Source organism: Gordonia terrae, from assembly GCF_051789125.1.
GTDB classification, from domain to species: domain Bacteria; phylum Actinomycetota; class Actinomycetes; order Mycobacteriales; family Mycobacteriaceae; genus Gordonia; species Gordonia terrae_A.
In genome coordinates, this window is sequence record NZ_CP196526.1 from 2,407,944 (window position 1) to 2,430,709 (window position 22,766).

A 22,766-nucleotide genomic window follows, 5' to 3' on the forward strand; every position below is an offset into this window, starting at 1 on the left:
GTGGCACACTGTGTGGAGCACAGCTGAGCCGACGGCCGCACAGGACTCGTCCGGACGCCGCTCGCTCACGCCGTACATCCCGATACACAAAGGACTGACTCTCACCCATGGACGCTCTGCTCTTCCCGCTCCTGCTCGCCCTGCTGGCCGGCTTCATGTTCCTGTCGATGCGGAAGCAGAAGAAGCGCGTGTCCGAGATGCAGGAGATGCAGAACTCGGTGTCCACCGGCACTCGCGTTCAGCTCACGTCGGGTCTGTTCGGCACCGTGATCGACGCGAGCTCGCCCGACGTGGTCGACGTGGAGATCGCGACCGGTGTGGTCACCCGCTGGAACCGACTGGCCGTCATGCGCGTCGTCCCCACCGACGAAGCCGCTGCCACCTACGCCGGTCACGTCGCGCCGGAGAGCGATCCGGCCGACTACGACGACGTCGACTCGGTCAGCCTGGACAAGCCTGCCGCGGACGACGCGCGCGACAACGACAAGTAAGCCGGCCCAGCGCCGCGTCGCCGAGGCGACGTGGCGCGCCGATCTGTTCCACGTTCGACGGTGCGTTCCCGCACGTCACGACCACGGGACAGACGGCTCACGCCGGTTCACACGCCTGTCGGCCGGCTGACGCTCTCAAGGAGACCTGAACAGCTGTGACAACTCCCTCTCGGACTTCAGGGAAGGACCGGACTGCGAGGAAGCGGTCGCGACCGACTCGTGAGATCCCGCCGTGGCGGCCACTGGTGGCCTTCATCGGTCTGCTCGCGATCGTCTACGGCCTGATCTTCTTCACCGGTCCCCAGACGATCGAGCCGAAGCTGGGCATCGATCTCCAGGGCGGCACGCGGGTGACGCTGACCGCGCGTACCGAGGACGGCAAGACGCCCACTCGAGAGCAGCTCGACCAGGCCAAACAGATCATCGAGCAGCGCGTCAACGGTCTCGGTGTCTCGGGTTCCGAGGTCGTGGTCAGCGGTGACAATCTGATCATCACGGTGCCCGGTCAGGACGGCGCCCAGGCCAAGTCGCTGGGCCAGACCGCGCGTCTCTACGTCCGCCCCGTCATCGGGCAGCCGGTGATGGCGACCCCGCAGCCGCCGAAGCCCGAGGGCGCCGACGGCACCGACGAACAGACCAACGCGCTGCCGACCGAGGCCGCGGCCGCGGCCATCGAGGAGCAGCGGAAGCTGCGTCAGGCCCCGGGCAACGCGAGCCAGGAGCAGTTGGCGGCCCTGCAGCAGCAGATGGCCAAGATGGACTGCGCGCCGACGGCCAACGACCCGCTGCTGGGCAATGACCGGCCGGATCAGTACCTGGTGGCCTGCTCCACCGACGGCAGCGAGGTGTATCTCCTCGGTCCGCAGATCATCGACGGCCGCGACATCAAGAACGCCAACGCGGGCACCGACCCGCAGACCGGCGAGTGGGTGGTGACCCTCGAATTCGAGGGCAAGGCCGCCGACTTCTGGCCCAAGTACACCGCCGAACAGGCACCCAACCGCACCCAGACCGCGTTCACACTCGACTCGCGCGTCGTCTCCGCGCCGGCCATCAACGAACCCATCCCGGGTGGTCAGACGCGGATCAGCGGTGGCAGCGCGAGCCCGTTCACCGAATCGTCGTCCAACGAGCTCGCCAACGTGCTCAAGTACGGTTCACTACCGCTGTCGTTCACCGCGTCCGACGCCGAGACCATCTCGGCGACACTGGGTCTCGCATCATTGCAGGCCGGTCTCATCGCCGGCCTCGTCGGCCTGATCGCGGTCTTCATCTACGCGTTGGCCTACTACCGGATGCTGGGCATCCTGACCATGCTGTCGCTGGTGCTGGCCGGCGCCATGGTCTACGGCATCATCGTGCTGCTCGGACGCTGGATCGGGTTCACCCTCGACCTCGCGGGCATCGCCGGCCTGATCATCGGTATCGGTATGACCGCCGACTCGTTCGTCGTGTACTTCGAACGCATCAAGGACGAGATGCGCGAGGGACGCAGCTTCCGGTCGGCTGTCCCACGGGGCTGGGTGAGCGCGCGACGCACCATCTGGTCGGGTAACGCGGTGAGCTTCATCGCCGCTGCCGTGATCTACATCCTGGCGATCGGCGAGGTCCGGGGTTTTGCGTTCACGTTGGGCCTGACCACGATCCTCGACGTCATGGTCGTGTTCCTGGTCACCCATCCGCTCGTGGTCTACGCGAGCCGGTCGCAGTTCCTGTCCAAACCCAGCGTCAACGGCCTGGGGGCGATCAGTGAGGTGGCACGTCAGCGCCGCGTCGCGTCGCGCCGGGTGGAGGGCGACGACGCGACTGCGGCCCCTCCGACGGCGGACACCGCCGACACCATTCGTGAGAAGGGAACGGTGCGATGACCGGTCCGGACAAGAAAGCCGCCGGATCCTCGGCAGTCCTCGACGCCGAATCCGCACAGCCGGGTTCCGACGCGGACTTCGTCGCCGACCGGCAGCGATCGTTCCTCTCACGCCTCTACACGGGTACGGGCGCCTTCGAGATCGTGGGCCGCAGGCGGATGTGGTACGCCATCACCGCCGCGATCCTGCTGGTCTGCCTGGCGTCCATCGGTATCCGGGGATTCACGCTCGGTATCGATTTCGAGGGCGGCACCCAGATGTCGGTGCCGGTCGCGTCGTCGGAGGTCACCGCCGACGGCGTCGAAGAGGTCGTCACCGAGGCGCTCGGTGAAGAACCCGAATCGGTGCAGACCGCAGGCTCCGGCGGGAGCGAGACCGTACAGGTGCGCACCGAGACCCTCGACCTCGCGCAGGCGGAGTCGGTGACGCGGGCGCTGTCGGAACGGTTCGGACCCGAACTGTCCCCGGCGGAGGTGAGCATCTCCGACGTCAGCTCGACCTGGGGACGCGAGATCACCGAGAAGATGGTCCTCGCGCTCGCGGTGTTCCTCGTGATCGTCTTCGTCTACATCGCCGTCCGGTTCGACCGGGAGATGTCGATCGCGGCAATGGCGTCGCTGTTCTTCGACATCGTGTGCACGGCTGGCATCTACTCGCTGGTGGGCTGGGAGGTCACGCCCGCGACGATCATCGGCCTGCTGACCATTCTCGGTTTCTCGCTGTACGACACCGTCGTCGTGTTCGACAAGATCGCCGAGAACACCCGCTCGGTCCTGCAGACGACGCGTCGCACCTACGCCGAGCAGGCGAACCTCGGCGTCAACCAGACGTTGATGCGATCGATCAACACCACGGTCATCTCGGTGTTGCCGATCATCGCGCTGATGATCATCGCGGTGTGGCTGCTCGGGGTCGGCACGCTCAAGGACCTCGGCCTCATCCAGCTGGTCGGCGTCGTCGTCGGTGCCTACTCGTCGATCTTCCTGGCCGCGCCCCTGCTGGCGACGCTCAAGGAGCGGCGCACCGACGTCGCGCGACACACCGAGCGGGTCCTCCGTCGCCGCAACGGAGTCGAGACCGGGACGGTCGCCGACGAGCAGCGTCCGGTCCGTGGCCGCCGCCGGGCAACGGGGTCCGCGGTCGACACCGACGACGCGGACCGTGCGGTGCCGACCGGTAAACGTCGCCGCAACCGCTAGTCTCTGGTCGTGATCGTCCGGCGCGAGGAGACCGTCAAGATCGTAAGCCTGCTCGTCGGGCTCGTCCTGGCTGCCGGTGTGCTCACCGCCTGCGGAGACGACGGTCCGCCGACCATCGACTACGTCGTCGATGCGCGGATCTCGACATACAACGCGAACACGGTGGGCGGCAACGCCGATGGCGCACTCATGGCGACCACCAGGCTGTTGCCCGGCTTCAGTCTGTTGGGTCCGGCGGGCCAGGTGATCCCGGACCGGGACGTCGGCACGGTCGAGCAGGTGCCGGCCCGGGTCCCGACCTTCCGTTACGACTTTTCCCCGCAGGCCGTCTTCTCCGACGGGGTCGCACTCGACTGTGACGATCTGTTGCTCGCCTGGGCGGCGATGAGCGGTCGGTTGCCCGGGTTCACCCCGGCGACCACCGCCGGCTACCGGGACATCGACAGAGTCGACTGCGCCGCCGGGGACAAGAGCGCGACGGTGACCTTCGCGCCCGGCCGCGAGTACCGCGACTGGCTCGGACTCTTCGGCGCCGGGACGATGCTGCCCGCGCACGTCGTGGCCCGGGACGCCGGCGTCCCCGACGTCGTCGGCCCGATCCGCGCGACCGACCGCGCGACGCTCGCACGGATCGCGCAGGCGTGGAACACCGGATTCGACCTCGAGTTCGGACCCGTCGAGCACGCGAACTTCCCGGCGTCCGGGCCGTACCGGATCGATCGTTATTCGCGGTCGGGTGGACTGGTTCTCGTCCCCAACGACAAGTGGTGGGGAGATCGGCCGGAGACCTCCCGTGTCGTCATCTGGGGTCGCGGGACGGACGCCACGCGGAGGCTGCCCGACGGCAAGTTCGACATCGTGGACGTGACCGCGGGCATCATCGACGGCGACATCGCCGGATCGCCGGGCGCGAGCGGTGCGTCCGCGCCCACACGTGCGCTCGGTGTCGAGGAACTCGTACTAGCCGGCCGGGGCGTCTTCGGCGACCTCCGGATGCGGCAGGCCTTCGCCTCGTGTGTGCCGCGAGCCGACCTCGCACGCGACTTCGGGGCAGGCGCGCCGGTGTGGAATCTGCGGGTCCAGTCTCCGGCCGACAACCTGGCGGGGCAGATGAACGGCGAGTTCGGCCAGGCCTATCCGCGACCCGACATCGAGCGGGCGCGTGGACTCGTCCGTGCCGCCACCGGACAGGGTGCCGCGGACCAGGATCCCGGCGTCGACGGGACCTCGGCGACCGGGGCGACCCTGCAGCCCCGCAAGGTTCGCATCGGCTACCTGGCGCCCACGCCGCGTTGGCAGCGGATGACCGCCGCGATCGCCGCGTCGTGCCGGGCCGCCGGCTTCGTCGTCGAAGACGCCTCGTCGCCGGATCTGCGACCCGGTGCGCTCGGCAAGGAGGTCGATGCGTTGATCGTCGCCGGGGGAGCGTCGTTCGCAGCGGCCGGCGCCGCCGACCCAAGCCGGGACGCCTACGCACTGCGCGGCGGCGACCCCCTCAACCTGTCGGGCACGCGGGAGCCGCAGGTCAGCCGCGGGGTGGACCAGTTCGCCGTGACGGTCTCGGCGCCCGATCGCCTGCGGCTGACGCGGTCGATCGAGAACGCCACATGGTCGACGATGCCGTCGATACCCCTCTTCGCGGCGCCTCGGGCGCGGCAGTGGAAGGATCGGGTGGGCAATGTCGCCGCCGGTCTCGGCCGGAACGGCACCGGATGGAACATGGATCGCTGGAAGATCCGCGGATGAGCAGGCGGGAGTGAGTTGATGGGCGTCGTGCCCGAACGAACGGCGGACGCGGTGACGCGCGCACAGGCGGCGATCGCCCGGCACACCCGACTCGTCGACGATTTTCCCAGTCCGGGAATCGCTTTCAAGGATCTGACCCCGGTGCTCGCCGACCCCGACGGACTGTCGTCGATCGTCACCGCTCTCACCCACGGATGTTCCGACATCGATCTGGTGGCGGGCATCGACGCCCGCGGCTTCCTGCTCGGCGGAGCGGTCGCGCGCGAACTGGAGGTCGGGGTCCTCGCGGTGCGCAAGGGCGGCAAGCTCCCCCCGCCGGTGCACGCGATCTCCTACAGTCTCGAATACGGCACGGCGACGCTCGAGATCCCGGCCGACGGACTGGACCTGACCGACCGGCGCGTGTTGCTCGTCGACGACGTCCTGGCGACCGGGGGGACGGCCGTCGCCGCCGCGGATCTGCTGCAGCGGGCCGGCGCGAAGGTCGTCGGCGTCGCCGTGATCATGGAACTCGGGGGTCTCGGTGGGCGGGACACCATCGTGCGCGGACTCGGCGACGTTCCCGTGCACGCGGTGACCCGGGACTGACGACCCAGCACCGGTGACGCTCGGCGCATCGCCGCCCGGCCCGGGACTAGACTCGCGTGGACCGGCTCGGTTGAGCACGGTGCGAACACCATGGCGTGAGGAGGCCCGGTCATGCCCGATGAATCCGACACGGCTCAGCGGGGCCTGACCCCGGTGGGGTCGCCGGCGAACGGCGATGCCGGAGCCGACCGGTCCGGCGGTCCGGTCCAGACGTCGACCACCCAGACGCCGACCTCCCAGGCATCAACCACCCAGGCATCAACCACCCAGGCATCAACCACGCAGGCACCGGACTCCCAGCCGCCGATCGCCCAGCCGGGTTCACCGTCGACCTCGACCTCGGCGTCCCGACGGGTGCGTGCGCGTCTCGCCCGCCGGATGACCGCCACCCGCAGCCAGGTGCGTCCGGTCCTCGAACCGCTCGCCACGCTGCACCGGGAGATCTACCCGAAGGCCGACGTCGCCCTGCTGCAACGGGCCTACGACGTCGCCGACGAGCGGCACAGCGGGCAGAAGCGCAAGTCCGGCGACCCCTACATCACCCACCCGCTGGCGGTGGCCACCATCCTCGCCGATCTCGGCATGGACACCACGACGCTGATCGCGGCCCTCCTGCACGACACGGTCGAGGACACGGGGTACTCCCTGCAGGCCCTGGAGAGCGACTTCGGCTCCGAGGTGGCGCACCTCGTGGACGGCGTCACGAAGCTCGACAAGGTGGCCCTCGGCAGTGCGGCAGAGGCCGAGACGATCCGCAAGATGATCATCGCGATGGCCCGCGACCCGCGGGTGCTGGTCATCAAGGTCGCCGATCGTCTCCACAACATGCGGACGATGCGTTTCCTGCCACCGGAGAAGCAGGCGCGCAAGGCCCGGGAGACACTGGAAGTCATTGCGCCACTGGCGCATCGACTCGGTATGGCGACCGTGAAGTGGGAACTCGAGGACCTGTCGTTCGCGATCCTGCACCCCAAGCGGTACGAGGAGATCGTGCGGCTCGTCGCCGACCGGGCGCCCTCCCGTGACACCTACCTCGCCCGCGTCCGCGCCGACATCAACAACGCGCTGGCCGGGGCGCGGATCACCGCGACCGTCGAGGGTCGCCCCAAGCACTACTGGTCGATCTACCAGAAGATGATCGTCAAGGGCCGCGACTTCGACGACATCCACGACCTCGTCGGCATGCGCATCCTGTGCGAGGAGGATCGCGACTGCTATGCGGCGGTCGGCGTCGTGCACTCCCTGTGGCAGCCGATGGCCGGCCGGTTCAAGGACTACATCGCCCAGCCCCGGTTCGGCGTGTACATGTCGCTGCACACCACGGTGATCGGCCCTGAGGGCAAACCGCTCGAGGTGCAGATCCGCACCCACGAGATGCACCGGACCGCCGAGTTCGGCATCGCCGCGCACTGGCGATACAAGGAGAACGGCTACCGGCGGTCGGGTAAGAAGTCCGACACCGCCGAGATCGACGACATGGCCTGGATGCGTCAGTTGCTCGACTGGCAGCGCGAGGCGGCCGACCCCGGTGAGTTCCTGGAATCACTGCGCTACGACCTCGCGGTCCGGGAGATCTTCGTGTTCACCCCCAAGGGCGACGTCGTCACCCTGCCCGCCGGGTCGACGCCGGTGGATTTCGCCTATGCCGTCCACACCGAGGTCGGGCATCGCTGCATCGGAGCGCGGGTCAACGGCCGACTCGTCGCGCTCGAACGCAAGCTGGAGAACGGCGAGGTGGTGGAGGTCTTCACCTCCAAGGCTCCGACCGCCGGACCGTCGAAGGACTGGCAGACGTTCGTGGTATCCCCGCGGGCCAAGGCCAAGATCCGGCAGTGGTTCGCCAAGGAGCGTCGCGAAGAGGCCCTCGAAGCGGGTAAGGACGCGATCGCGAAAGAGGTCCGCCGTGGCGGGCTCCCGCTGCAGCGATTGCTGAGTGCGGAATCGATGTCGGCGATCGCGCGGGAACTGCGCTACACCGACGTCACCGCGCTGTACACCGCGGTCGGCGAGAACCATGTCTCCGCGCGGCATGTCGTCAACCGTCTGGTGGCGTCCCTCGGCGGCATCGAGGACGCCGAGGAGGCGATCGCCGAACGGTCCACGCCGTCGACGATGCCGACCCGTTCGCGTCAGGGCGGCGACGCGGGTGTCGTCGTCGACGGCATCGACAACGTCGTCATCAAACTCGCCAAGTGCTGCACACCGGTCCCCGGCGACGAGATCATGGGCTTCGTGACCCGCGGTGGCGGCATCAGCGTCCACCGGACCGACTGCACGAATGCGGAATCGCTTCGGCAGCAAGAGGAACGAATCCTCGACGTGTCATGGGCGCCGTCGCCGGAATCGGTGTTCTTGGTGGCGATCCAGGTCGAGGCGCTCGACCGTCACCGCCTGCTGTCCGACGTGACCAAGGTGCTCGCCGACGAACGCGTGAACATCCTGTCCGCATCGGTGACGACGAGCCGCGACCGGGTGGCCATCAGCAAGTTCACCTTCGAGATGGGCGACCCGAAGCACCTCGGACACGTCCTGAACGTCGTCCGCAACGTGGAGGGCGTCTACGACGTGTACCGGGTGACCTCGGCCGCCTAGTCGATGGTCGCGGTCTCGATGGTCACCGGCAGCTTGGGCTCGCCGTCGCCGGGCTGGCTGCCGACCGGGCCGGGGTTGATGCCGCCGGCGTAGACCTTGTCGAGCACCGCCAGACCGGGTTCGTCGACCTTGCCGACGATCGAGTAGTCGGGACCGAGTTCGCTGTCGTTGATGACGATGAACAGCTGGCTCGAGCCGGTGTTCGGGTTCTGTCCACCCTGGCTGCTGTTGGCGATCGCGATGGTGCCGCGCGGGTAGATGACGGGCTGTGATCCCGTCATCGGGTCGGGCTGGCCGGCCTTCTTCAGATCGGTGGGCGGCTCGTCGGGGCTGGTCCAGCCCGGTCCGCTCATGCCGGTTCCGGTCGGGTCGCCGCACTGCAGGATCTTCAGCTTGTCGCTGGTGGTCATGCGATGGCAGGTCGAGTCGTCGTAGAACTTGTTCTCGATCAGCGAGGTCACCGCAGCGGTGTTGCAGGGCGCGCCGTCGCGTTCGAGGGTGATGGGCAGGACGCCCTGCGAGGTGGTGAAGGTGACCTGCTCGGTGCCCGATTTGAGGACGCGATCATCGGGTTTGGGTGAGGTCCGCTCGTTCTTGGCGGCGGCCTTGAGTTCGTCGAGTTCGGCCTGGTACTGCGCCCGCTGATCGGCGGGGACGTTGTCGGGTACCTGCGCGGGGAGCTGATCGAAGCGACTCGGGGAGTCCTCGAAGGCGCAGGTCGTCCAACGCGCCGCCTCGCGGTCGTCCATGATCTTCTTCACCACGACGGCCGTCACACCCGCGACCACGGCCACCACGACGGCCGTGGAGATGGACGCGATCATGATCTTCCGCTTGCGCCGGGCGAGGCGCTCGCTCTCGAGGCGTTCTTCGAGCTTCCGCTTGGCCGCCTCGCGGCGCTCCTCATTGGTGGACACGCGGGTGGATCCTCCTGAATCCGGCACTCAGTGCCGACGATTGCGCGGCACTGAGGTGCCGACGAATGCGCGGACGTCACTACTCGGTAGGCAAGTGTGCCAGTTGTACCTGAGAAGCTGATGCGGCGGGTGGCGAGCCGGGACCCACCAGCAGCGGGAGTCCGCCGGAAACGCACCGATGTCGGGTGCGCGGGCCTCCTGCGCAACAATGGACCCCGACATCTGGCGTCACCAGCCGAGCCGACCGAGGAGCATCATGCTGATCACCGGATTCCCCGCCGGGATGTTTCAGACGAACTGCTACGTCGTCGCCACCGGGCCGGGATCGGATGCGGTGATCATCGACCCGGGTCAGGATGCGGCACCGCAGGTCCGGGAACTGATGGCCGAGCACGAGCTCACCCCGGTGGCGGTGCTGCTCACCCACGGACACCTCGATCACACGTGGAACGCGACCGAGCTGTGCGACGAGTACTCGATCCCGGCCTACATCCATCCCGCCGACCGTCCGATGCTCACCGAGCCCGGTCTCGGCATCGGACGGGCGCTGGGCGCGATGATCGGCGACGAAGAGTTCGCCGAGCCGGAGAAGGTGATCGAGTTCGTCGACGGTGAGGCGGTCGATCTGGCTGGTATCTCCTTCTCGGTCGATCTGGCGCCGGGCCACACCCAGGGGTCGGTGCTCCTGGGCGTGGAGGTCGACGTCCCGCCGGAGACCCGCGAGGCCGCCGGCGGCGACACGCCCGCGGTCGTGCCGGTCTGCTTCTCGGGTGACGTACTGTTCGCCGGGTCGATCGGACGGACCGACCTGCCGGGCGGCGATCATCAGCAATTGCTCGATTCGATTGCTGCGAAGCTGCTCCCGCTGCCCGCGGAGACCCTGGTCCTGCCCGGGCACGGACCCCAGACCACCATCGGCCAGGAGAGCGCGAGCAATCCGTTCCTGTCCGGCCTCGACACCCAGAGCACACGACCGAAGGGACGACACGGACTGTGAGCGGAGCATTTCAGGCCCCCCGGGGCATCCCCGACTACCTCCCGCCCGCCTCGGCGGACTTCCGGCGGGTTCGGGACACGCTCACCGACGCCGCACGGCGCGCCGGGTACGGCCACATCGAACTGCCCGTCTTCGAGGACACCGCGCTCTTCGCACGCGGGGTCGGCGAGTCGACCGACGTGGTGAGCAAGGAGATGTACACCTTCGCCGATCGAGGTGACCGCTCGGTGACGCTGCGGCCGGAAGGCACCGCGGGCGTCGTCCGCGCCGTCATCCAGCACGGTCTCGACCGCGGCCAGCTGCCCGTCAAGGTCTGCTACGCCGGGCCGTTCTTCCGCTACGAGAAGCCACAGACCGGGCGCTACCGTCAGCTGCAGCAGGTGGGCGTCGAGGCCATCGGCGTCGACGATCCGGCACTCGACGCGGAGGTCATCGCGATCGCGGACGAGGGTTATCGACGTCTGGGGCTGTCCGGGTTCCGGCTCGAGATCACCTCACTCGGCGACGACGAGTCCCGCCCGCGGTACCGGGAAGCGTTGCAGGAGTTCCTCTTCGGCCTCGACCTGGACGAGGCGACACGCGCCCGCGCCGAGATCAACCCGCTGCGCGTGCTCGACGACAAGCGCCCCGAGATCAAGGAGGCCACCGCGGGGGCGCCCCTTCTGATCGACTACCTGTCCGACGACGCCAAGGCCCACTTCGACCTCGTCCTCGCGCACCTCGACCGTCTCGGCGTCGCCTACGAGATCAATCCGCGCCTGGTCCGCGGCCTGGACTACTACACCAAGACGACCTTCGAATTCGTGCACGACGGGCTTGGTGCCCAGTCGGGCATCGGTGGCGGCGGGCGCTACGACGGTCTGATGCGGCAACTCGGTGCCAAGCAGGATCTCTCCGGCATCGGTTTCGGGATCGGCGTCGACCGCACCATGCTCGCTCTCGAGGCCGAGGGTGTCGCGGGGACGGACGCGGCTCGCTGCCAGGTCTTCGGCGTCCCGCTCGGAGCTGCGGCCAAGGCCGAACTCGTCGGTGTGGCGGGTGCACTGCGCGCTGCCGGGATCAGCGTCGACCTCGCCTACGGTGACCGCGGCCTCAAGGGTGCGATGAAGGCCGCCGACCGTTCGGGTGCGCGGCTCGCCCTGGTGCTGGGGGAGAACGAACTCGCCGAACGGCGGATCGAGGTCAAGGATCTCGGCAACGGCGAACAGCATCAGGTGGCGCTCGACGACGTCGTGGCCGAGGTGTCGCAGCTCCTGCGCTGACGCGTCAGCGAACCACCTCGTCGGCCAGGACGTCGAGCGATACGCCGCCCAATGCCAGTGCGCGCGAATGGAAGTCCTTGAGCGTCCAGTCCGGATGTGCGCGTAATGCCGCGGTGCGGGTCTGCTCCCAGACCCGCTGACCCAGGGCGTAGGACGGTGCCTGACCCGGCCAGCCGAGGTAACGGTCGAGTTCGAACCGCAGGACCGCATGGTCCATGGCGACCGACGAGGTCAGGAACTCCCAGGCCTTGTCCGCATCCCAGATGCCGCCGCCGAGTGAGTCCGGCGCGGGCAGCCGGCAGTGCACCCCGATGTCGACGACGACCCGCGCCGCCCGGAGCCGCTGCGAGTCCAGCATTCCCATCCGGTCACCGGGATCCTCGAGCCAGCCGAGCTCGTCCATGAGTCGCTCGGCGTAGAGCGCCCAGCCCTCGCCGTGACCGGAGGTGAAGGAGGCGAGTTTGCGCCACGAGTTCAGGTCGGGATCGACGATGGCGGAACCGAGTTGCAGGTGATGGCCCGGCACGCCCTCGTGGTAGACGGTCGTCTTCTCCTGCCAGGTGTGGAAGACGGTCTGGTCCTGCGGCACCGACCACCACATGCGTCCCGGCCGTGACAGGTCTGCCGTCGGCTGGGTGTAGTAGATGATCCCGGTCGAGGACGGGGCGAGGCGACACTCGAGCCGGGACAGTCGAGCCGGGATGTCGAAGTGGGTGCCGCCCAGTCCGTCGACCGCGGCGTCGGACGTCTCCTGCATCCAGTCGACGAACCGGTACCGGTCGTGGATCTGGTATTGCGGTTGCCGGTCGAGCCAGGCGAGCGTGTCGGCGACTCCACGTCCGGGGAGAAGCCCTTCGGCGATCTCGTGCTGCTCGGCGGCGATCTGTTCGAGTCGGGTCATCGCCCACGCGTAGGCGTCGTCGGGGTCGGCGTCCGCGCCGAGATAGGCGGGCAGGTGGAGCAGGTACCGCTCCCGGCCCACGGCGTCGTCGTCGAGCACGCTGCCCGCGACCCCGGTGCGGAGATAGTTCGCGAACGTCCCGAAGGCGGTGCGGGCGGCGTCGAGTGCGGTGCCCAAGGTGCCCGCCAGTGCCGGGTCGGCCGCGATCGCCGCGGTGTTCGCCGAGATTGCCTCGGCCGCCGACTCGGACTGCCGTGCGACGGCCTCGACCTGCCGGCGTGCGAGAGACGGCCCGTGGCGGAGGCGGTGTGCCAGCCCGTCGACGACGCCGGTGAGTGCGCCGGGGACGGCGGTCAGACGGGCGACGAAGATCTCGCGCTCCTCCCGGGTCCCGGTCGGCATGAGGTCGAAGATGTCGCGGATGGCCTGCAGCGGGGACGCGATGACGTTGCAGTCGCCGATCTGCTCACCGGCGTCGGCGAGCGCGAGTTCGCGGCGCAGCGACGCGCTCATCGTGGCCACTGTGACCCGGTCGACGGCATCGGTGATCTCGACGTCGCCGAGCGCGGTCAGTGTTGCCGCCGCGACCTCGGCACGTTCGGAACAGGCCTGCGCGGAGAAATCGGTCAGCCGGTCGTCGTGCTCCCCGTGCCCGATCTCGGTGGCGAACAGCGGGTCGAGTGCGCACAGACGGTCGAGATGCGCGTTCGCGATGGCGTCGACCGCGGTGGGCGGACGAGTCGAGACCTGGTCGGCGGCGGTCACAGGTCGGCGGTCACAGGTCGTCGGTGGCGAACGTGTCGCATCGGTCGGGGTCGCCGGACTGGTAACCGACGGAGAACCACCGGGTGCGCTGGGCGGCCGACCCGTGCGTCCAGCCCTCCGGATTGGAGCCGGGCCCCTGGATCGTGTCGTCGCCGATCGCCTTGGCCGTCTGGATCACGGTCGCGATCTGCTCCTCGGAGATCGGCGCGAGCAGGGCGTCGGGGCCGTCGTCGGCGTGGTGGGCCCACACCCCGGCGAGGCAGTCCGCCTGCAACTCGACCCGTACCGAACCCGAGCGGGGTCCCTGCGAACCCATCCGCTGGCCTTTCGCGAGGGCGCCCGTCAGGTTCTGGACATGATGGCCGTATTCGTGGGCCACCACGTACTCCTGGGCGAGCGGCCCGTCGCTGCCACCCATCCGGCGCAGCTGTGTGAAGAACGACGGGTCGAAGTAGGCGGTGGAATCGGCGGGACAGTAGAACGGGCCCGTCGCCGAACTCGCGGCACCGCAGCCGGTGCGGACGGCGTCGGCGAAGATCACCGTCTCGGGCGGCTGGTAGTCCGGCCAGAGGTCCGACCACACCGTGTCGACGCTGACGGTGGTCGCCTTGATCCGGCAGATCGTGTTCTCGTTCGCCATCTCATAGGTGCACGAGTCGAGTTGCTGCTGGATCTGCGCGGCGTCCGAGGACGTGCCCTGCTGGGGGCCTTCGGTTCCGAGGATCTCGCCGGGATTCACGCCGAAGAGCAGCGCGACGATCGTCAGGATCAGTCCCGCGCCGCCGCCGAGCGCGATCCGGCCGCCCCCGCCACCCCCGCCGCCTCCGGAGACGCTGCCGGTGTCGATCGATCCGCTGCCCTGGAAGGTCACGCGACCCATTCTGGCACGGTCGCCGGGCAGCCTCCGCCGGTTGAGCGGGTCGCCGAGCGAGAGGTACGACCCGTGGCCTCCGCTGGTGGGGCCGTGTCGACGCCCCGTGCCGACTCGGCGCAGGCATGCGATTGACGTCCATGACCGCCGATACGGCACCATGGACACCTGGCCTGCGTTCCCGTCGGGCCGATCCGATCGTTGGGAAGGACTCTCAGTGCTCCGCACGCATTCCGCAGGTTCGCTGCGTCGCGCCGACGCGTCGCAGACCGTCACCGTCGCCGGGTGGGTCGCACGCCGGCGTGATCACGGTGGCGTCGTCTTCATCGACCTGCGTGACTCGACCGGGCTCGTCCAGGTGGTGTTCCGGGACGAGGCGGTCGCCGCGGCCGCGCACCGGTTGCGCGCCGAGTACTGCGTCGCCGTGACCGGCGTCGTCGAAGTGCGGCCCGAGGGCAGCGAGAACCCCAACCTCAGCTCCGGCGAGATCGAGATCAACGCCGTCGACCTCGTGGTGCTCAACGAGTCGGCACCCCTGCCGTTCCAGCTCGACGAGTCGCCGGGCGAGGAGGCGCGTCTGCGTCACCGGTACCTCGACCTCCGTCGTGAGGGCCCGAGTGCGGCGCTGCGCCTGCGCTCGAAGGCGAACGCGGCCGCGCGCGGGGTGCTCGCCGCACACGACTTCACCGAGATCGAGACGCCCACACTGACCCGGTCCACGCCGGAGGGGGCTCGTGACTTCCTGGTCCCGGCGCGCCTGCAACCGGGTACGTTCTACGCACTGCCGCAGAGCCCGCAGCTGTTCAAGCAGCTGCTCATGGTGGCGGGTATGGAGCGCTACTACCAGATCGCGCGCTGCTACCGCGACGAGGACTTCCGCGCCGACCGGCAGCCCGAGTTCACCCAGCTCGACATCGAGATGAGCTTCGTCGACCAGGACGACGTGATCGCCGTCGCCGAGCAGATCCTTGTCGCACTGTGGAAACTGATCGACGTCGACATCACGACCCCGATCCCACGCATGACCTACGCCGACGCGATGCGCCGATTCGGTTCGGACAAGCCGGATCTGCGATTCGACATCGAACTCGTGGAGTGCGCCGAATACTTCGCGAACACCCCGTTCCGCGTCTTCCAGGCCCCGTATGTCGGAGCCGTGGTCATGCCCGGCGGTGCGTCGCAACCGCGTCGCCAGCTCGACGCCTGGCAGGAATGGGCCAAGCAGCGCGGCGCCCGGGGCCTCGCGTACGTCCTGATCGGGGAGGACGGCACGCTCTCGGGTCCGGTCGCCAAGAACCTGTCCGACGACGAGCGCGCCGGACTGGCCGCCCACGTCGGCGCGCAGCCCGGCGACTGTGTGTTCTTCGGTGCGGGCGAGGTCAAGTCGACCCGCGCGCTGCTCGGCGCCGCGCGCGGCGAGATCGCCTCGAAGCTGGGTTTGATCAAGCCGGGCGACTGGGCGTTCACGTGGGTCGTCGATGCGCCGATGTTCGAACCCGCCGCCGATGCGACCGCGTCCGGTGATGTCGCCCTGGGACATTCGGCGTGGACGGCGGTGCACCACGCGTTCACCTCACCCAAGCCCGAGTCGATCGACGCGCTGGAGTCCGATCCGGGTGCCGCCCTCGCGTATGCCTACGACATCGTGTGCAACGGCAACGAGATCGGCGGCGGATCGATCCGTATCCACCGTCGTGACGTGCAGGAACGCGTCTTCGAGATCATGGGCATCAGCCACGACGAGGCGCAGGAGAAGTTCGGCTTCCTCCTCGACGCCTTCGCCTACGGCGCACCGCCGCATGGCGGCATCGCCTTCGGCTGGGATCGCATCACCGCGCTGCTCGCCGGTGAATCCTCGATCCGCGAGGTGATCGCGTTCCCGAAGTCCGGCGGCGGCGTCGACCCGCTGACCGAGGCGCCCGCCCCGATCACCGCCCAGCAGCGCAAGGAGTCGGGCATCGACGCCAAACCCGCACCGCGGGGCGGCGCCGAGGCCGCTGACGGCCAGAAGGCACAGGCGCCGGGCAGCTGACACCACCGCGGTGAGGCCTCCGGGTCCCCGGGACGCGGGAACGGTGACCGGCACGTACAGTGCTCCGGTGACCTCTTCGCCGGGCAACGCTTCCGCGGTGTTCGATCGCTACCGCGCCGAGGGGTACACGCTCTTCGATCCGGACCGGATCGCCGAAGCCGGGCCCGGTGCCGACCGGCCGGTCGAGCACTACGACGAGCTCCTCGATTCCGGCGGTACCGTTCGTTCCGCGTGGGAAGACCTCGCGCGGGTCTACCAATCGCGCGGCGATGGTCGTCTGCGGGAGTCGGCGGCCCGGCTCGCCGCGTCGGTCAGCGACGACGGCGTCGTCTACAACGAGTTCGACGGCCACGACACGGTCACCCGCGACTGGGAGGTCGACGCGGTCCCGCTGGTCGTCGACGGTGTCGAGTGGGCCGAACTCGAGAAGGCGATCGCCCAGCGCTCGATGCTTCTCGACCTCCTGCTCCGCGATCTGTATCGCGATCAGAGGACGATCACCTCCGGTCTGGTCGCGCCCGAGATGGTGTTCGGGCATCCGGGCTACATCCGCAAGGCGGCGCGCCTCGAGGTCGCCGGGCCCCACGCACTGTTCCTGCACGCGGTCGACATCTCCCGGACCGCCGACGGGCGCTTCGTCGCCTACCGCGACCGCACGCAGGCGCCGTCGGGTGTCGGCTACGCGATCGTCGGGCGCCGCCTCATGTCGAAGACCTTCCCGCAGCTGTTCCAGGCGTGTGCGCCGCGCCCGATGACGAACTTCGCCGCCACGATGCGGTTGGCCCTCACCGAGTACGCGCCACCGGGGGTCGATGACCCCACGGTGGCGGTGCTCAGTCCGGGCAGCATGTCCGAGACCGCCTTCGATCAGGCGTATCTGGCGTCGGTGTTGGGTTTCCCGCTCGTCGAGGGCGCCGACCTCACCGTCCGCGACGGGGCCGTCTACATGCGCTCGCTCGGCCGGTACAAACGAGTCGATGTGCTCCTGCGGCGCGTCGACGCGGCCTACGCCGACCCCCTCGACCTGCGGACCGACTCCCGGCTGGGAGTCACCGGTCTGGTCGAGGCGATCTCACGCGGCAACGTGACCGTGCTCAACACCCTCGGCTCGGGGGTGTTGGAGAACCCGGCTCTGCACACCGTGTTCGAACGGCTCGCGCCGGCGCTTCTCGACGATGACCTGCTGTTGAGATCGGTCCGGACCTATTGGGCCGGTGATCCGTTGCAGCGCACGAAGATCCGAACATCCCTCGCTTCGTTGGTGGTCACCAACACCTGCACGGACGAGGAGTTCGTGGGCCCGATGCTGGCTGCGGCCGACAGAGCCGACCTCGCCGCGCGCATCGAGGCCCAGACCTGGCAGTGGGTGGCCCGCGAGCTCGAAGCGTTCTCGGTGGCGCCGACCATCACGCCCGGCGGAACGCGGTCGGGACAGGTGCAGGCGCGCACGCTGCGGGCGGCGCCGGTCTCGGTGCGCGCGTTCAGTGTCGCGCAGGGCCCCGGATACGCCGTCATGCCCGGCGGCCTGGGTGCGGTCCTGGCCGATGGGGCAGAGGGTGCGGCGCACCACGTGGTGGCCGCGAAGGACGTGTGGGTGACGAGCACCGACGTCGGCGGACACGTGTCGCGCCGCGCGGAGACGCGCGCCGAGCCGGCCGAGGAGGTCGCGGTCATCGCCCCGCGGCGGGCCGTGCCGAGCGGATACTCCGACGTCGCGGCCGCCGCCAGTCCCCGTGTTCTGGCCGATCTGTTCTGGCTGGGCCGCTACGGCGAACGCACCGAACTGATCACCCGGTTGGCGAAGGTGTCTCGCGAGCGCTATCAGGATTTCCAGTACCGGCCCTGGATGGCGGGCACCCAGGCGGTCCCGCTGGTGTTGCACGCGGTGGCGACGGTGACCGGCACCGCGGGCTATCTGGGCACCGCCGATCTGTTGATGTCCGGCTCCGACCGCCCGCCGTCACCCGACCAGGTCAACGAGGCGATCGAGAAGATCGCCGACCTCACCGTCGCGAGGTCGGTGCCCGGGACCATCGCCTACTCCGTGGAGCGGCTCGTGAGCAGTGCGCGGGCCGTGCGCGACCAGATGTCGACCAGTACGTGGATGGTCCTCGCGCCGGTCGAACGCGCCGTGGCGGCCACCTCACGGCTGCTCGCCGACTCGCGGTCCGAGTCGGGTCCTGACGGTCTCGGTGACGCCGCACTCGACCTCGGTCCCGAGCTCGCGCGTGCACATGCGGAGATCCTCCACGGTGTACTCGCTCTGACCGGTCTGCAGGCGGAGTCGATGGTGCACGACGCGGGCTGGATGTTCATGGATCTCGGCCGGCGGATCGAGCGGGCCCTGACGCTGGCCGATCTGACGCGGGCGTTCTTCGTCGACGCCGGTGACACCGACGTCGAGCAGGCGCTGATGGAGTCCTTCCTCGTCGCGAACGAGTCCTCGGTGATCTATCGACGCCGCAACCGGGGTCTGTACCGACCGGACGCCGTCGTCGACCTGCTGCTCTTCGACCCCACCAACCCGAGGTCGATGATCTTCTCACTGGAGAAGATGAACGCCGACCTGTCCGCCGCACCCGAGACCCTTCGGTCGGCGGGCGCCGAACGAGCGGTGCAGGAGATGATCGCCGAACTGCGCCGCAGCGATCCCGCCGGCCTCGTCCGCGTCGACGCCGAGCGCCGCCGCCCCGATCTCGACGAACTGATGGGCAGCCTGCGTGGCGGAGTCCGAGAGCTGTCGGACCTGCTGACGCGGACGCGGTTCGCCACGCCGCAGCAGGCGCGACCGATCTGGGGTGGTGGTCAGTCGTGAGTTCACGTCTGTACCGGGTGATGCACCGGACCAGCTACACCTACGACGACGACGTGTCGTCCTCCTACGGTCGGTGTCATCTGACCCCCCGGGACCTCCCGGGCCAGCGGGTGCGATCGACATCGCTGGAGATCGAGCCCGAACCCGACGATCGTTCCACCGGTGTCGACGTCTACGGCAACAACGACAGCTACTTCCATGTGCGCACCTCGCACCGCGCGCTGACGGTCACGGCCCGATCGGTGGTGGAGGTGGATCCCATCGACGAGGGGTTGCTGCTGAGTCCCGCGGCCCGGTCCGCCTGGGAGGCCGCGCGTCCCGGCACCCTGACCGGTCGGGATGCCGCACTGGCCGCGGAGTTCGTCCTGGACCTCGATCCGCCCGAGATCACCCCGGCGGTCCGCGCCTATGCGGCCGAGGTGTTCGTGCCGGGCCGTCCGCTGATCGAGGCGGTCACCGACCTGACGACCAGGATCTTCACCGACTTCGCCTACCGTTCCGGTTCGACCGCGATCTCCACCCGGGTCGACACGGTGATGACCCGTCGAGAGGGCGTCTGCCAGGACTTCGCACGCGTCGCGATCGCCTGCCTGCGCTCGGTGGGACTCGCCGCGCGGTACGAATCGGGATACCTGGCCACGGACCCGCCGCCGGGCAAGGAGAAGATCTTCGGAGCCGACGCCAGTCATGCCTGGGCCGCGGTGTGGCTGCCCGACGGCCGGTGGCTGGCGTTCGACCCGACCAACGACAAGCTGGTCGACGAACGCCACGTCACGCTGGCGTGGGGTCGTGACTACGACGACGTCCCGCCGCTCCGCGGCGTCATCTACACGGACTCCACCCGGAGCCAGATCGACGTCGCGGTCGACGTCAGTCCGGCGGAATCCGCGGCTGGGGAGGGACCCGACCCGGGCTGAACACCGCTCGTCGGTTCGCGTTCGGCGAAACCGCTGTGCCGCAGGGATTTCGGCGCTCGTTTCGGCACTTTACCAGTAGCAACGTGGTACAGATGGACGAACAGTGCTGTTGCGACCTCGTTGCAACGGGTAGGTTGGTGGGCGACATGACGGTCATTACGGAAAGCCGCATCACCAGCGTGGTGCGGGCGGCAGAGGCGCTGCTGTCACATCGCGCCGGATCAGCGGTCGTGCTGGACGATCCCGAGGACCTCGGCGGGAGCGGACGCACGACGGTGGTGCGGGTGAGGGTCGCACAGAACCCTCTCAGCCTGGACCGATCCCTGGTGATCAAGGCGCTGCCCGGGCACGAGGATCCCCAGGCCTTCCACCGTGAGATCGCGTCGTACAAGTACGCGACCGCGCTCCCGAACGAATCCCGTCCGGGCCCGCAGCTGATCGCGTCGGACACCGATCAGCGCATCATGGTCCTGTCCGACCTCGGTCACGGTCGATCGATGCTCGAGTTCCTGGCCGGCGTCGATCCCGTCGAGACCTCGCGCGCGGTCAGTGCCTGGGGTCAGGCACTCGGCCGGATGCACGCGGCCACGGTCGGTGGCGAGGTCGACTTCCTCGCGCTGCTGCGCCGCGGGCCGTCGGGTACCCAGGGACGCGACATCCTCCGCGACGAGGCGCTGCGCGCGATCGACTCGGTCGCCGGACACGCCGCGGTGCTGGGCGTGGATGTTCCCGAACACGTGATCGCTTCGCTGCGCGTGGCAGCCACGCTGTTCGACGACGGTGACCATCGCGCGTTCAGCCCGTCCGACGTCGGACCGGAGAACATTCTCCTCAACGACGACGGCGTCCAGTTCATGGATTACGAGTGGGGCGGCTTCCGCGACGCGACGCTCGACATCGCCTACGCACTGGTCACCATCACGGCTCAGTTGCCGCCGCGTACCTCGGCGCGCGCCACCGATCTCGAGGTGTCGATCGTCGACGCCTGGCGGTCGGAGGTGCACTCGATCTGGCCGGCCCTCGCCCACGAGCGTGAGATGCAGCGCAAGGTCCTGCTCGCACGGCTGCTGTGGGTGTGGCTGTCGACCGCGTGGATGCTGCCGGGTGATGCCGAGACCGATTCCGACCCTGCCGCCGACTCCGACGCGCTCACGTTCTCGGCCGCCGGGTTCACCCACGACTGGGCCCTGCACACCAACGACCCGCGTGTGATCGTGAGCCGCTGGACCGATCTCGCGGCCGCCGCCGGGCGCGCCGGAGATGACGAGACCTCGGTGTTCGCGACCTCGATGGGCGTCGCGCTGCAGCGCATCTGGCTGGCCTGACACGCTCGTGGACGGACTGTTCGACCCACCCGACGACCCTCGGGCCGGTACTGCCGGGCCCGGACCGGGCGGGCTCATCGCACCGCCCCCGGGCGCACCGCTCGCGGTGCGGATGCGTCCGCAGAACCTGGACGAGATCGTCGGGCAGCAGCACCTGCTGGGCACCGGTTCGCCGCTTCGGCGACTGATCAACGGCTCCGGGGCGGCCTCGGTGCTGCTGTACGGGCCGCCTGGAACCGGCAAGACCACGATGGCCTCGCTCATCGCCCGGGCCACGGGCGGCCGGTTCGAGGCGCTGTCGGCGTTGTCGGCGGGCGTCAAAGAGGTCCGGGCGGTCATCGACGTCGCCCGCCGCCGTCTCATCGGTGACACCACGAACGGCGGTCAGCAGACGGTCCTGTTCATCGACGAGGTCCATCGGTTCTCCAAGACCCAGCAGGACGCGCTTCTCGACGCCGTCGAGAACAGGATCGTGCTGCTGGTGGCGGCCACCACCGAGAATCCGTCGTTCTCGGTCGTCGCGCCGCTGCTGTCCCGGTCGCTGGTCCTCCAGTTGCGTTCGCTCACCGACTCCGACATCCGCGAGGTGCTCACGCGTGCCGTCGCCGACCCTCGCGGACTCGGCGGTGAGGTCGAGGTCACCGACGCCGCCTACGACCATCTGGTCGCCGTGTCCGGTGGTGACGCGCGGCGGGCGCTGACCGCGCTCGAGGCCAGCGCGGACGCCACCGACCGGATCGACCTGGCCGACGTGGAGACCGCGATCGACCGCGCCGCGGTCCGGTACGACCGCGACGGCGACCAGCACTACGACGTGACGAGTGCGTTCATCAAGTCCATCCGGGGTTCGGACGTGGACGCCGCCGTGCACTACCTGGCGCGGATGATCGCGGCGGGGGAGGACCCGCGATTCATCGCGCGTCGCCTGATGATCCACGCGAGCGAGGACATCGGCATGGCCGATCCGACGGCGTTGCAGACGGCCGTGGCGGCCGCCCAGGTGGTCAACCTCGTGGGGATGCCCGAGGCCAAACTCGCGCTGACGCAGGCCACCATCCACCTGGCGACGGCACCGAAGTCGGCGGGGGTCGTCGCGGCGATCGGCGCCGCACTCGCCGATGTCGAGTCGGGGAAGGCCGGCGCCGTGCCCGCGCATCTACGGGACAGTCACTATCCGGGCGCCAAGAAGCTCGGCAGCGGCGTCGCCTATCGATATCCACACGACGATCCCGACGGTGTCGTGCCGCAGCAGTATCCACCCGACGATCTTGTCGGGAGGGATTACTACGTCCCGACCGACCACGGACTGGAACGCGAGATCGGGCCGCGGGTGGCCAAGCTGCGGTCGATCGTGCGCGGGGCGGTGTCGCGGAGACGCTCTCGCTGAGTTCGCGCAGATGAGAGTCCATGCGCCGCTGCGCGGTGCGCCGACGGTAGTCTGAGATGTCGCGACAACCGACGGCCGCTACCACCAATGGCG

At 69.1% G+C, this 22,766-nt stretch carries 16 protein-coding genes; 13 read left to right on the forward strand and 3 right to left on the reverse strand.

The window, feature by feature from the left end; translation table 11 throughout:
- Positions 1-107: 107 nt before the first annotated feature.
- The 6 genes from yajC to ACSUZC_RS11020 all read left to right on the forward strand — a co-directional run bounded on the left by yajC (position 108) and on the right by ACSUZC_RS11020 (position 8,484).
- On the forward strand, positions 108-491 hold the full coding sequence (gene yajC / locus ACSUZC_RS10995; RefSeq protein ID WP_439032799.1) for a preprotein translocase subunit YajC: 384 nt from the start codon (positions 108-110) through the stop codon (positions 489-491).
- Positions 492-736: 245 nt separating this feature from the next.
- Positions 737-2,359 (forward strand): protein translocase subunit SecD, encoded by a 1,623-nt coding sequence (secD, locus tag ACSUZC_RS11000; RefSeq protein ID WP_439032800.1) that lies wholly within the window; start codon positions 737-739, stop codon positions 2,357-2,359.
- Positions 2,356-3,558 carry a protein translocase subunit SecF gene (gene secF, locus ACSUZC_RS11005; RefSeq protein ID WP_439032801.1) on the forward strand — a complete coding sequence of 401 codons (1,203 nt, stop codon included), beginning with the start codon at positions 2,356-2,358 and terminating at the stop codon, positions 3,556-3,558. Before secD ends, secF begins: the two co-directional genes overlap by 4 nt.
- Before the next feature lie 9 nt (positions 3,559-3,567).
- Complete coding sequence (locus tag ACSUZC_RS11010) at positions 3,568-5,304, forward strand: ABC transporter substrate-binding protein (RefSeq protein WP_439032802.1); 1,737 nt, start codon at positions 3,568-3,570, stop codon at positions 5,302-5,304.
- Between the two features lie 15 nt (positions 5,305-5,319).
- Positions 5,320-5,892 carry an adenine phosphoribosyltransferase gene (locus tag ACSUZC_RS11015; RefSeq protein ID WP_439032803.1) on the forward strand — a complete coding sequence of 191 codons (573 nt, stop codon included), beginning with the start codon at positions 5,320-5,322 and terminating at the stop codon, positions 5,890-5,892.
- A 111-nt stretch (positions 5,893-6,003) separates the two neighbouring features.
- Positions 6,004-8,484: a RelA/SpoT family protein gene (locus tag ACSUZC_RS11020; RefSeq protein WP_439032804.1), complete on the forward strand. Its 2,481-nt coding sequence runs from the start codon at positions 6,004-6,006 to the stop codon at positions 8,482-8,484.
- On the opposite strand, the gene ACSUZC_RS11025 is transcribed toward ACSUZC_RS11020, so the two are convergent.
- On the reverse strand, positions 8,481-9,401 hold the full coding sequence (locus tag ACSUZC_RS11025; RefSeq protein WP_439032805.1) for a peptidylprolyl isomerase: 921 nt from the start codon (positions 9,399-9,401) through the stop codon (positions 8,481-8,483). The two genes, ACSUZC_RS11020 and ACSUZC_RS11025, sit on opposite strands and share 4 nt — an antisense overlap.
- 256 nt (positions 9,402-9,657) lie before the next feature.
- Here ACSUZC_RS11025 and ACSUZC_RS11030 point away from each other — a divergent pair, with 256 nt between their 5' ends.
- A complete protein-coding gene (locus ACSUZC_RS11030) occupies positions 9,658-10,398 on the forward strand; it encodes an MBL fold metallo-hydrolase (protein ID WP_439032806.1) in 741 nt (246 codons plus the stop codon).
- Positions 10,395-11,660: a histidine--tRNA ligase gene (hisS, locus tag ACSUZC_RS11035; protein WP_439032807.1), complete on the forward strand. Its 1,266-nt coding sequence runs from the start codon at positions 10,395-10,397 to the stop codon at positions 11,658-11,660. Before ACSUZC_RS11030 ends, hisS begins: the two co-directional genes overlap by 4 nt.
- Before the next feature lie 4 nt (positions 11,661-11,664).
- Here hisS and ACSUZC_RS11040 read toward each other — a convergent pair whose 3' ends face one another.
- Positions 11,665-13,326, reverse strand: coding sequence for a DUF885 domain-containing protein (locus ACSUZC_RS11040; protein WP_439032808.1), 1,662 nt, complete (start codon positions 13,324-13,326; stop codon positions 11,665-11,667).
- Between the two features lie 10 nt (positions 13,327-13,336).
- Positions 13,337-14,197 carry a KPN_02809 family neutral zinc metallopeptidase gene (ypfJ, locus tag ACSUZC_RS11045; RefSeq protein WP_439033090.1) on the reverse strand — a complete coding sequence of 287 codons (861 nt, stop codon included), beginning with the start codon at positions 14,195-14,197 and terminating at the stop codon, positions 13,337-13,339.
- A 217-nt stretch (positions 14,198-14,414) separates the two neighbouring features.
- On the opposite strand from ypfJ, the gene aspS reads away from it, so the two are divergent.
- The 5 genes from aspS (at position 14,415) to ACSUZC_RS11070 (ending at position 22,673) form a co-directional block, all read left to right on the forward strand.
- A complete protein-coding gene (gene aspS, locus ACSUZC_RS11050) occupies positions 14,415-16,229 on the forward strand; it encodes an aspartate--tRNA ligase (protein WP_439032809.1) in 1,815 nt (604 codons plus the stop codon).
- Between the two features lie 67 nt (positions 16,230-16,296).
- Positions 16,297-19,044, forward strand: coding sequence for a circularly permuted type 2 ATP-grasp protein (locus tag ACSUZC_RS11055; RefSeq protein WP_439032810.1), 2,748 nt, complete (start codon positions 16,297-16,299; stop codon positions 19,042-19,044).
- Positions 19,041-19,961, forward strand: a complete 921-nt coding sequence (locus ACSUZC_RS11060) for a transglutaminase family protein (RefSeq protein ID WP_439032811.1) — start codon at positions 19,041-19,043, stop codon at positions 19,959-19,961. Before ACSUZC_RS11055 ends, ACSUZC_RS11060 begins: the two co-directional genes overlap by 4 nt.
- Before the next feature lie 146 nt (positions 19,962-20,107).
- A complete protein-coding gene (locus ACSUZC_RS11065; protein WP_439032812.1) occupies positions 20,108-21,286 on the forward strand; it encodes a hypothetical protein in 1,179 nt (392 codons plus the stop codon).
- Between the two features lie 7 nt (positions 21,287-21,293).
- Positions 21,294-22,673 carry a replication-associated recombination protein A gene (locus tag ACSUZC_RS11070; RefSeq protein ID WP_439032813.1) on the forward strand — a complete coding sequence of 460 codons (1,380 nt, stop codon included), beginning with the start codon at positions 21,294-21,296 and terminating at the stop codon, positions 22,671-22,673.
- Positions 22,674-22,766: the final 93 nt, after the last annotated feature.

Excerpts from the sequence above, each read along its gene's own strand:
- yajC (WP_439032799.1), top strand. The coding sequence starts at position 108 with ATGGACGCTCTGCTCTTCCCGCTCCTGCTCGCCCTGCTGGCCGGCTTC.
- secF (WP_439032801.1), top strand. The coding sequence starts at position 2,356 with ATGACCGGTCCGGACAAGAAAGCCGCCGGATCCTCGGCAGTCCTCGAC.
- ACSUZC_RS11020 (WP_439032804.1), top strand. The coding sequence starts at position 6,004 with ATGCCCGATGAATCCGACACGGCTCAGCGGGGCCTGACCCCGGTGGGG.
- ACSUZC_RS11030 (WP_439032806.1), top strand. The coding sequence starts at position 9,658 with ATGCTGATCACCGGATTCCCCGCCGGGATGTTTCAGACGAACTGCTAC.
- ACSUZC_RS11065 (WP_439032812.1), top strand. The coding sequence starts at position 20,108 with ATGACGGTCATTACGGAAAGCCGCATCACCAGCGTGGTGCGGGCGGCA.